This is a genomic window from Nonomuraea sp. NPDC005730 (genome assembly GCF_040630865.1).
Lineage (GTDB): Bacteria > Actinomycetota > Actinomycetes > Streptosporangiales > Streptosporangiaceae > Nonomuraea.
In genome coordinates this window covers 1-11354 of record NZ_JBEXYK010000116.1, presented here as the reverse complement: position 1 = coordinate 11354, position 11354 = coordinate 1, and the positions used below count along the sequence as shown (strand labels likewise).

Annotated in this window: 5 protein-coding genes and 1 pseudogene; 4 read left to right on the top strand and 2 right to left on the bottom strand. The window is 68.3% G+C overall.

Translation table 11 applies throughout. From position 1 onward, the window contains the following. Window positions 1-45: 45 nt before the first annotated feature. Window positions 46-5718: a LamG-like jellyroll fold domain-containing protein gene (locus ABZ444_RS50690; RefSeq protein WP_358012445.1), complete on the bottom strand. Its 5673-nt coding sequence runs from the start codon at window positions 5716-5718 to the stop codon at window positions 46-48. Between the two features lie 468 nt (window positions 5719-6186). Between ABZ444_RS50690 and ABZ444_RS50685 the strand changes: the two genes are divergently transcribed. Together ABZ444_RS50685 and ABZ444_RS50680 are read left to right on the top strand one after the other, a co-directional pair. Continuing rightward, the gene (locus ABZ444_RS50685; protein ID WP_358012442.1) at window positions 6187-6606 is read left to right on the top strand and encodes a hypothetical protein; all 420 of its coding nucleotides are present in this window, start codon (window positions 6187-6189) and stop codon (window positions 6604-6606) included. A gap of 1532 nt (window positions 6607-8138) precedes the next feature. After that, window positions 8139-9881, top strand: coding sequence for a leucine-rich repeat domain-containing protein (locus tag ABZ444_RS50680; protein WP_358012439.1), 1743 nt, complete (start codon window positions 8139-8141; stop codon window positions 9879-9881). Between the two features lie 15 nt (window positions 9882-9896). Here the strand turns inward: ABZ444_RS50680 and ABZ444_RS50675 are convergent. Next, a pseudogene (locus ABZ444_RS50675) lies at window positions 9897-10022 on the bottom strand (IS5/IS1182 family transposase); the annotation flags it as partial. 235 nt (window positions 10023-10257) lie between these two features. Here ABZ444_RS50675 and ABZ444_RS50670 point away from each other — a divergent pair. Further along, entirely contained in the window at window positions 10258-10869 is a 612-nt protein-coding gene (locus ABZ444_RS50670) for a hypothetical protein (protein WP_358012436.1), read from the top strand. A 284-nt stretch (window positions 10870-11153) separates the two neighbouring features. After that, window positions 11154-11354: hypothetical protein (locus ABZ444_RS50665; protein WP_358012433.1), on the top strand; the 201-nt coding region annotated here is incomplete at its 3' end.

Sequence of the window (11354 nt, the reverse complement as noted above, 5' to 3'; positions counted from 1 at the left end):
GGTGCGTTTCGCCCCCCCCGCCACCCCGCCTGGCGCTGCCTGTCGTCAGAGCGGCTTCTTCTTGCCGAGCGTGGAACGCGCCTGGCAGCCGACTCCGTCATAACGCACGCTGTTCCAGTTGACCGGGAACAGGTTTCCGTAGTTCCTGTCGACCTTGCACCACAGATCATGCATGACCGGCGTCGTGGAGTACCGCTGCTCCACCGGGTGCCCCATGCCGTTGTCGGTCGTGTACTTGAAGTCGAAGGAGTACTGCGTGTGCAGGTAGTGCTTGTAACGCACCACCCAGCAGTCGTCCCCGCTGCCCACGTGGCACTCCGACTCGACCAGAGCCTGGGGAAGGATCACCTTGTGCCGCGACGTCGCCTCGGGGCTCCCGTGGTAGGCCGAGCACTTCTCACCGGCGTCGCTGGAGAAGGAGTACCCCCAGCTCGCCCCCACCGTCGCGGGATCGACCGAGGTGCCCACCGAGGTCGAGGTCTTGACGTACTTGCTGACGAAGCAGGCTCCTCCGGTCTGCTTCAGCTTGAAGTTCTTCACCAGCGTCTTGCCGAACAAGGTGCCGTAGCCCCAGAAGCTCCAGGTGGGCTGGAGGATCGAGACGTTCTCGTAGGAGTCCAGCAGCCAGCGCTGGTACCTGCCGGTGTTCCCCTCACCGGTGTCGGCCGGCCAGTGCGACTTGAAGAAGGAGCGGACGATCCACCCCTTCGACCCCAGACGGTCACGGACCTCACAGGCGATGATGCGCTTGTCCACCTGCTTGCCGCAGGGAACCACGTTCGGCTCGCCACCGCCTCCACTGCTGCCGCCGGCAGATCCGCCGGGAACATCAGCATGATCGCTGGAGTCCTCGTTGACCTCGATCGGGACGTCGATGATGGTGATGTTGCCGCACCGGTCGAAGACGAAGATCGAGATCGTCGCCTCGCTGGGTTCGACGGTGCCCGCCGGCGCGGCTGAAGCACGTGCCTGTCCGGTTGCCGGCGCCGATGCCGTGGTCTCGGTCCACTTGCGGGTGACCTCGACGGTGACGCGGACACTGCCGTCGGGCATGGCCTGCACGACGGAACCGGCCAGTTGGACGGAGGAGCCCGACCGCGTCGTCCCGTTCCCGGTCAGGGTGTCCCGCTCCTGCAACAGAGCCGTGTTCAGCAGCGACAGCTTGGCCGTGCTGGGGGTGCGCGCACTCACACCGGGGGCGTCCCAGACGGCGTCGGCACGGCCTTCGAGGACCGCGTCCTGCGCCTGGTAGTAGGCCTTGACGCGGTCGAGGTAATCCTGAGCGCCCGAGTCGGCCGCGGTTGCGCTCCTGACGGAGGGCGGTGTGTCCAGGAAGGGCACACAGGTGCTGCCTGGCTGAGGTGGTGGCGGCACCGCCTTGGTCGTCGCGGTTGCGCTCTGCCAGCCGCTGACGCCGAAAGCCGTCCTGGCCCTGACCTTGACGGTGAAGGTCTGACCGTTGGCAAGCCCATTGACGGCCGCGTACGGCTCACTCACCTGCACGGTCTTGACGGTCTCGCCGCCGTTGTCGGCCACCTCGACGTCGTAGCCGTCGAGCATGGCCATGCTGCCGTTGGACGTGGGCAGCCCCCAGCTGGCCAGCACACCGCCGTCGCCGCCGGAGGCCGTGAGGTTGAGCACGTCGCTCGGCGGCCCGGCCGGCAGGTAGGTGACGGCCAGCGAGGGCTGCTCGGCCGCCCCCGGCTCGCCGAAGGTGATCACCTCGTCCTTGTCGGAGGTGACCAGGAGCCAGGCGAAGGCGCCGTCGCCGATGTCACCCTGCGGAGCCGTCAGCGGCAACGTGACGGGCTTCAGGCCGGGGTCGGCGTCCGCCGCCAGCGCGGAACCCTTGGACTCACCGGTCACGGGGCTCTTCAGCGGGGTCACCGTGATCACCGCGTCGTTCGGGCAGCCGCCTGCCGGGCACCCGGCTGTGCCGAGCTTGAGCAGCCCTTCCGACACCCCGGCGCCGTCGGGCAGCTCGTCGAGCTTGATGCCGATCACGGCGGCGGTCTTGTCGACCCCCGCACCGCCGATCCGCAGCACCGTGTCGTCAGTCACCGTGCACGGCTGTCCGTCGCAGGCCGCCGGGTCGGTCTTGGCCGACTTGATGACGAAGGTGTCCTTGCCCAGGGTCAGATGCCGAACATCCTCCACCGGGGGCGGCGGGGGCGTGCCCGGGGTGGTGAAGGAGACCGGGGCGGTCTTGGGGGTGCAGACCTCTTCGAGTGTCGGCGTGGTCGGCGTGGTGGGGGTGGTCGGCGTGGGTGTCGGGGTGGGCGTCGGAGTCGGGGTTGTCCCGACCGGGGTCTGCATGTCTGCCTGGATCTCGGCGGCGGTCTGCGCGCGGTCGTAGATGCGCAGTTCGTCGATCGCGCCACTGAAGTACTCGCCCCAGTTGGTGTTGGCGCCGATCTGCAGGGCGCCGCCGGAGTCCTCCAGAGCGTTGACAGCCTTCTGCGCGACCTGCTGTCCATTGACGAACAGGCGGGCGGTGGTGCCGTCGTGGGTGACCGCCAGGTGGGACCAAGTGCCGGTCGAGAGTGCCGCCGTGCCGTCGAGCTGCTGGTGGACGCCGCCTGACCGGAGCCAGCTGCTGGGGGCCATGCCGTTGGAGGCGTACAGGCCGTAGCCGACGCCGGCCGTGTAGTCCTTGAAGGCGACGCTGCGCCAACCGCTCAGGCTGGTCGGGTTGATCCATGCGGACATGGTCATGCCCTGCGGCAGCACAAGGCTGGCGTTGTGCGGGACGGAGACCTTGCTGGACGTGCCGTTGAAGGACAGCGCCTTGCCGTACTTGCCGGCGGTCCAGGTCGTGTTCTGGACGGTTCCGGCGTTGTTCTTGCCGGAGATGTCGCCGACGTTCGTCCCGGCGCCTTCGTTCATGCCGTACGCCGCCACAAGCCCTTGGGGCAGCGGCGTCGGCGTCGGTGTGGGAGTCGGTGCGGGAGTCGGGGTCGGGCTGGTCGTGCCCCCCTGGCCGACGGCGCAGGCCACCATCTGCCACTTGTAGGTGGTGCCGGGCTGGACCGTGTCGGCGGGGATCTGGAAGGAGGCGCGTTGGCCCCCGTTGACGTTCCGGGTTCCGAGCGGAGCCGACCCGACCGGGGTGCCGGCGTTGTCGTACAGGTTGTACTTGGCGGTTACCGGCCCGCCGGAGGGCCGGTTGACCATGCCGGACAGGATCGGCTGGACCGGGTCGGCCATGCCGGTCTCGGTGTCGGTGGGCAGCGTCGCCGCGTCGGAGGTGATGCGATAGGCCGGGCTTTCGTTGCAGGACGGCGGCGTCACACCGGTTCGGCACGCCTTGACCACGAACTTGAAGCTTGCCGGATTGTCGAGAGAGAAGATCCTCTCCGGAGTCTGACCGGCGGGCACACCGTTGTTCGTCGTCGTGCCGGGAGCGGTGACCATGGTGCGCAGGTCGGCCGGTGACAGGACCTTCTGGTAGGCGTGGACGTCGTCGATCGCGCCGGTGAAAGGCGTGTGGTCACCGGCGATCTGCCCCTTGCCGAACTGGAAGGCGCCGCGGGCGTTCCAGTTCACGGTGTGATCGCGTTCGTCGGCCAGCTCGCCGTCGACGAACAGGCGGATCTTGTGAGCGGTCTGGTCGTACTGGACGGCCACATGGCTCCATCGGCCGACCCGGGCGATGTTCTTGGAGACCGCCCACTGTTCGTAGATGCGATCGGAGATGTCCTGGGTGACCAGGGTGAGAACCCACCGCTGATCCACCTCGGGAACCGTCGAGCGGGCGTAGGCCAAGGTGAAGGCGGGCTGGTTGACGCCCTGCTGGGAGAAGACCACCTGGTCGTCGGTGCTGTCCTCCAGCTTGACCCAGGCCGTCACCGTGTAGCTCTGATCGGTGTTGAGCACCGGGCCGGCGGTGGCGCCGGTTCCGCCGGAGAGCTTGAGGGCCTGGCCGACCTGCCCGGGGACGCGGCTGTAGTTGCCGGTCAGGGTGGCGTTCAGGTTGTGGCCGGAGGCGTCGGCCGCGCCGGCTCCGGAGGTCTCGTCCAGCTTCCAGTAGCCCGCCTCACCGGTGGGGAGCTGCGCGGGCGGCGGCACCATGGTGGAGTCGTTGACGCTGACGGTGTAATCAAGCGGGGTCGCCTCCGGCACGCCGGACTTGTAGGTGACCTTGACCGCGGTGGAACGGGCGATGGCGTCGTTGCCGTTCAGAGAGTCGATGGACTCGGCCATGACGGTCGGGATCTCCGGCGGCAGCACCCAGTCCACGCTCAGTTTGGGCACGTTCTGGCCATACACCTGGGGCCAGAAGTCGAAGTTCTCGCTGGCGTTGGAGGCGGGCGTGGATTCGGTGCCCAGTTGCAGCATCAGTCCGTGGTTGGGCGTGCCGCCGGCCCATGCCTGGGCCATCGCGGTCAGGTCCCAGCTCCACACCGCACCGGCGGCCTGCGGCTGAACGCAGGGATTGATCGAGGAACGCCCCTCGGCGGTGGTGGCCGGCTGCCTGCTCCAGAACGTGTCGTCGGCCACCCAGGGGGCGGTGATCTGGTGCGCGAAGATCGATTGGTAGTTGACCAGGCAGGAGCTGGCGTTGGCACGCAGGGTCAGCTGCATGGTGGCCTTGAGCACGTTCCGGCCGGCGATCGGAGTGGTGTCGAAGGCCATCAGTGCCCGGAGAGTCTCAGGTACGTCGGTGCAGGTCTGGTTGGGCCACGTCCCGGTGCAGCGCCGGTAGTTCTGGCGGCCGACCCGGCCAGGGGCGATCTGCGAGTTCGGCGACATGATTCCCACTTCCTGGGTGACACCCAGAGTGGTGGTGGGATCCACGGTCACCGGGTACTGCGTGGCCGGGTCGGCCAGCCACGCCAGGTCGGGCTTGAGCACCAGGACGGTCTGATCGCCCTTGGTCTCCACGCTCGTCTTGACCTTGGCCTCGCGGCCGGACCGGTTGTCGCCGGGATCGCTCGCGACGGCGTCCCACATCCGGGGAGCGGGCGCCGACAGTGCGGTCTTGCCCTTGCCGTCCTTCAGTGCCAGCCCGCCGCCCTTCGACATCGAGAGCGTCAAGCCGTCGGCCTTCACGGGCAGCCGGAACTCAACCGGCTTGGCGGGCCGCTCGCGCAGGAGGACGTCGTGCCGGGATCCGGTGGGCAGGGCGGTGACGACGAGGTCCGCGCCGGGCCCTGCGGCGTCGACGTACCGGGCCCTGTTGCCGGTGATCTCCGGACGCGGCAGAGGCTTGCCCCAGGCCAGGTCGACACGCTGTTCGTCGTTACGCGTCAGGGACGCGAAGGGGGCATCGCCCCCCAGGGAGAAGCGCACATCGGCCTTGGTCAGTTTCGGCTTCAGAACGCCGTCCTGCTCCACCAGGCTGGTGTCGATCCGACCCCAGCTGCCATCGGCCTGCTTGACCTGCACCGGTCCGCCGTAGGTCTGGGTGGTCAGGTGCCCGTCGGGGAAGGCCCACACCCGGGTGGACTCAGTGAAGGCCGCCTCCACAGGCACCGGCTGCCCGGACTTGCGCGCCTGGGCCACCGCCGCCCGCAGCGGCGCGTCAGGGTCCTCAGGCTTGGGAAAGGTCGTCATCGACGGAGGTGCGGGGATCGCGGTCGGAGCCGGCTCTGGATCCGCCGACGCCACCGTGGTTCCGGCCACGAGCAGCGACGCCGCCACCGTGAGCATCGCGGCGACGGCGAGGCGCCTGGGCGGCTTCCCGTTCCTCCTTGCCGCGCTGACTAACTTGTTCACTAACACTCACAATCTGTGACGAATTGAATTAGCAAACAAGCTTTACAGCCGGTCAAGATCGCCGGGCAATAAGAATAGGGATCACAATAAGATAAACATAAGATCTGTAACGACGACCTCCTCCGCCACGATATACCTGGCCGAATTACTGGTAATCGCCATTCTCACAACACATGGAGTGGCGAGACGATCACACCAAGAAAGCCGGCGCTCCACGGCACGCCGTGGTGCCATGTCCCCCATGACCACCACAGCCCCGTCCCGCTGTGGATCCAATGAACACGTTGCCGCCCGCGGACCACGGAAATCACACATGAGGCACCTGGCCTCGTGCCAGGAAACATAATTCCACGGAACGGTTCGACGAAGGGAACGGCGCATGCCCCATGCCGACAGAACACACCGCGACCGCAGCAATCTCCGCCGGGCGGCAGCAGTGCTCGGCGCGCTCCGATGAGCGCCTCTCTCGTGGTCGGCGCCACGACTCCGGCGCAGGCGGCCGGCGGATGCGCCGACAGGTCGCAGAACGGCTGGACCATCCGGCTCTGCGCCGGCAAGGACGGGCTCGACCTGATCTCCGACATCTACATCGTCGCCAAGGGAGAGACCGGCAACGGCTGCAGAGGCGAGGGGCGCGCCTCCTCATCCGGGCAGCCCATGGGGTACGCCGACCTCACCGGCTGCGCCGACATCGCCGTCAACGCCCACCACGTCATCGCCTCGCAATGGGCGGTCGGCGGCGCGCAGGTGACCACCCGCGCAGTCTTCTTCGAAAGCCTCCCCCCTTCCGGACACTGTTCGACCAGAGCGCCTCCTTCAACGACGTGCGACGCCCCGGGGGCAGGAACGAGCGCCACTGGCGGTGGGGGGACGCGGAAGATGCCATGATGGAGAACGCCACTGGTTGTCTCCGCCGAGCGCGGCTGGGTTCTGTGGTTGCCTTGTTTCGGGAGCGAGGAACGGCCCCCGGATCCGGGGTAGGGCAGCATTTCGGGGGCCGTCACCATCCTTGTCTGCGATCTTCCGCAGGCCGCCGTGCCGTCGAGAATATGAGCGAGACGCGTTACGTCGAGTCGGTTCCAGCAACTGGCCCTGCCTCGGAAGGCGGAGAGCGGTCCAGGCAGCGGCGAGATGACCACGCTGACGCCACGACGGCCGGCCTCAGGACGAGTGGCTCCCGCAGTTGACCCCCGGCCGAGGCCACGGGAGGCGGCCGTCTGACGACGAATTCCGCCTGGCCTTGAAGACAGAGGGCGCCGGCGAGGTTTACTCGCACCGGGCAACCATCAGCGCCACTTCTGCGGCCACTATGAGCTCTCAGAGAGGGCGAACTTGTCGGCTTGCATCGCCAGGCCCGGTTCCAGACAAAAGCTCCGCCAACCGCCACCTCAATCCTATACCCGGGGCAGCAACGCTTTCGGGTGACGGAGGCACGCAGATCCCCTTAGGTAAGCCGTCCTGGGCGTGCGTGCCGACCACTGCCGAGGATCTCCTCCAGAAATCGTCGCGCAGAAGCAGGCCGTCTGAATAGGCGGTCACGCCGGCGTTCGGTGTCCGCTGAGAGCAACTGACAGCGTGCATTCATGCACTCGTACGGGGAGCGCTGCTGGCGAAACGCGAAAGAGCCCCGCCCACCTCCCTCCAGCGGAGGCGGACGGAGCTTCGGTCTGTCCCGGCCCTGACGCTACCGCTGGTCCGGCGGCAGGTCAGGGCGCGCGGTGTGCTTAACCTTGTACCCGGACACGTACATGATCAGGCCTGGCAGCAGCGGAATCGCGAGCGACTCCAGTCAGTTCGGCAGGAACGCGATGAGGTCGAGGTCGGCGTTGATGGTCTGCAGGACGGTCAGGACCGCCAACACACGAGATGGCGGCGGTGACCTTCCGCTCGACCGGCTTGCCGTAGCTGATGGATTCTCCGTGCATGGGTTCCTCCAACGGGGCTGGACATGCGAAAGGCCCACCCGGATGGGCAGGCCAAGCAAGATCAGCGTGCTTCGTTCAGCAGGGCCTCTGACGCCCCATGCAAGAACGCGGTGGGGAAGGACTGCCTCGAGCATGCGATCCGAGAGGCCACCCAAAAGGCTCCTCCCAGGATCACTCAGCGCATGCTCAACTGACGGAGTGCAGACTGCGATCACGAGCCTCCTCGCCATCGCTGGAACACTGCCCGGCGCTGCCGCCACCTACCTTTTCCAGGGACGCACGGCAAGGCAGGCGCGGTCAGGGCGTGTTTAGAACGCTGTCGCGTTGATCGCGCCACGCCGGGATGATCTCGGTGTGGCGCGTGGGGGTCTCACCGATGAACAGTGGGCTGTGTTGAACTTCTGGCACCGGTATCGACGGCGGGCGGCCGGCAGCCTCACGACGGCGCTGGACCTTCCCGTAGGGCTGTCACAGCGCGGACCTATGCTCGTCGCCATGTCGATATCCGCCACCCCCGCATCCCTGTCCTATGCCGACGCCGACGCCCGTCTGAGCGGCGCGTTGTCCGCCGCGTTCGAGAGCGAAGGAGGGTCGTCCGACTATGACAGCGTGCTGTTCTTCGACGGCGATCTCGCGGTCGACGGGGACTTCCTGGACGCCGTCAATGCCCTGCGCAGCGGGGACGACGAGGACGACGTCGAGCTGATCGTGATCACCGGCAATCTGACGGTCAACGGCCCGATCGCGCTCTATGAGGACCAGCCCGGACTCTACGTCGGCGGTCGCACCGAGGCCGAGACCCTGGAGGCCGGCGACTGCGAGATCTACATCCACGACGGCGCCTTCACGCACCTCGTCTACGGCTGTTACAACCACGGCCGGCTACGGACCGGGACCGTCGAGACCCCTTGGGTGATCGACTTCGAACACGCCATGGACGTGCACGCCGTCGGCGGGCGCTGGGTGGACAACTTCGGCGACGCCAAGGACGCCGACTACACCAAGCCGGGCATCGTCGAGGCGTTCGTGCCCGAGGTCGTCGACGCGGAGGACCGCTGTCTGGACATCGATGCGTTCCTGGACCGGCTGCGGGCCGGGCTGCCCGTCCTGCAGCCCGGAGCCCGGACGGCGGCCGAGTCGGCCGAAGCCGACGTGTCCCGGTCCCGGGCCGACCGGGTGGAGCACCTTGACCTGACCGGTCGCAACCTCAAGGAGTTTCCCGCCGAGGTGCTCCAGATGCCGTGGCTTCGTACCCTGATCCTGGACGGCAACCCGATCGGCGAGCTGCCCGAGGCGCTCGGGACGCTCACCCGGCTGGAGCACCTGTCGGTGCGCGAATGCGAGCTGACCGCCCTGCCGGAATCGATCGGCGACCTGGCCGCGCTCCGGGTGCTGTGCGTCGCCGGCAACCGGGACACGGACCTGGACACGGTCGAGTTCACCCTGCCGGCCGCCATCGGCCGGCTCACCGCTCTGGAGGAACTCGACATCTCCTACCTGTCCGTCTCCGTCGACACGGAGTCGGGGTCGGAGTGGAACCTGCCGGAGGTGACGCGGTTCGTCCTGCCGGACGCCTTCGGCGACCTGGTCGCGCTGCGCAAGCTGGTCGCCGACGGGACCGACGTCGTGTTCCCCGACTCCGCGCACGGGCTGGCCGCCGTCGAGGAGGTGTCCATGACCGGCGGGAGTCATTACTTCCTGCGGACCTTCCCCGAGGCCGTCACCACCTTCCCGAACCTGCGCCGGCTCGACCTGAGCGGCAACTACTTCGACACCGTCCCCGACAGCCTGCTGCGGTTGACCCGCCTCGAAGAGCTCGACCTCGGCGACAGCCTCGGTCTGCTGCGCGACCCGCTGCCCGACCTCGGCCGCCTGCCCGCGCTGCGGGTCCTCGGCTTCGGCGGAGACAGCCGCCGCGCCAGCACGCCCCTGCCGTCGCACGATTTCCTGCGGGAGCTGTTCGCCATGGAGCTGCCCGGACTGGAGGAGCTCCGGATCAGCCGGTGGCAGCGGAACACCAAGCGCCTCAAGCTCAAGCCCGAGCACTTCGCCGGGATCGGGACGTTTCGTCGGCTGCGGATCGTCGACCTGAGGTTCAATCAGCTCAACGACCTGCCGGCCGATTTCGACACGCTCCCCGATCTGGCGGTGGCCAACTTGTACGGCAACCTGTTCCCACGGGCGGTCCGCGACCGGATCACCGCCGCACACCCGACCGCCCAGATCGACTTCGAGTAGGCGGCGGACGGCGAGCTTGTCGTATCGGGTGGCCACGGCCCGGTGCCGCTTGAGCCGGTTGATCCCGCACTCCACGGCGTGCCGCAGCTTGTCGTCCTCCCGGCCGGATACCGGCGGTCGACCGCCGGTGCTGCCTTCTCGATCGAACGGCGGATGGCGGGGAGGCGTGCTCCCTGGGGTTGCGGGCCCGCGCGCGGGATCGCGTGCAGGCGCATGTGCTCGACACGTACATCCGCCACTGCCCCTCCCCCGCAGCGTCCCCCAAGAGCCGAACCTCCGATTGCACCGCCCGCTGTCCGAACGTGGCAGACTGGACGACACAGCACCACACACCAAGGGCCAACGCCGTCCCTTCCAGAACCTGGAAGGGACCCGCATGCCCTCCGCTGTTCAGGCCACCCGCGAAACCATCGACCAGCTCATGCTGCTCATCATCGCCATCGGCGGCCTCATCGCACTCACCCTCGTCATCACCCACCTGACGATCGGCACCTACCGCGCCCTCTTCCCCACCGGCCGCGCACCCCGATCGCGCCGCCGCGTCCGCCGCGTCCGCAGCGCCCGCTCCACCTGCAACAGCCGATCAACAGGCACCACCCGCCGGCCATCACCCCGCAACATCGTCGTCGGCCCCGCCGCATCCGGCCCGAGCCACCCCTCCCCCACGCACCACCAGCATGAACCTGAAGACCGCGAAAGCCGCGCGGCCGATGACCGCGCGGCCTCCGGTCGGCTACGGCTGGTCGGCGTAGCGCTTCACGCATTGCGCGCTGCGCTGTTGCGCGATCCCCTCGCTGCGAACGGCAAGCCGTACGAGCGTGCCGACGATGAGGGCCAGGTCGGACGTCGCCGTGCCGTCCTCGAACATGCCGGTGAACACGCTCAGCGCCGCAACGGCGACGTCACGCGCACGCGGACAGGCGCTCGGCGAAGTCGGGCGGTTCTCCCCACCAGGTTCCGCGGTGGTTGGCCCGGTGGAGGTGTTTGAGCAGTCAGAGCGCGCCGGGCGTGCACTGGCGTCTGACGCGGCTCGGTGCCTGCTGGATGTCGCAGCCGGACGGCAGGTCGTCGAGAGGGAGGCCCCGAGATGCCAGGAGTGCGACCGCGATGCAGGCAGGCGTCCGGCTCCTGCTCCTTGGGGCAAGGCCATGGAACGGCGCGTGGGCTGAGTCGTAGGCGGCCGTCGGGCAGGGTGCGGCTGGTGGCCTTCGCGCACAGTCCCAGGGCGGCAAAGGGGTGGACCCAGAAGTTGTCCGTGTCCGTGGCGGCCTGGTGAGTCGGCTTCAGGGCGGGTCGGCGGCGCAGGCCGCGGCTCGGTCCCGCACGGGCGACCCGCCCGTCGTGGAGGACGAACAGCGGCTGCCGCTGGTGACCAGGCCGTGGACGATCGTCACCAACCCCGCGGTGACCAGGGGCCGCGCCGGTCACGTCGAGACCCCGTACCTCATGGAGGACGGCCACCACGCGACGCGC

Bases quoted from the DNA above. Each gene is read 5' to 3' on its own strand.
- ABZ444_RS50670 (WP_358012436.1), top strand. From the start codon at position 10,258: ATGCCCTCCGCTGTTCAGGCCACCCGCGAAACCATCGACCAGCTCATG.
- ABZ444_RS50680 (WP_358012439.1), top strand. From the start codon at position 8,139: ATGTCGATATCCGCCACCCCCGCATCCCTGTCCTATGCCGACGCCGAC.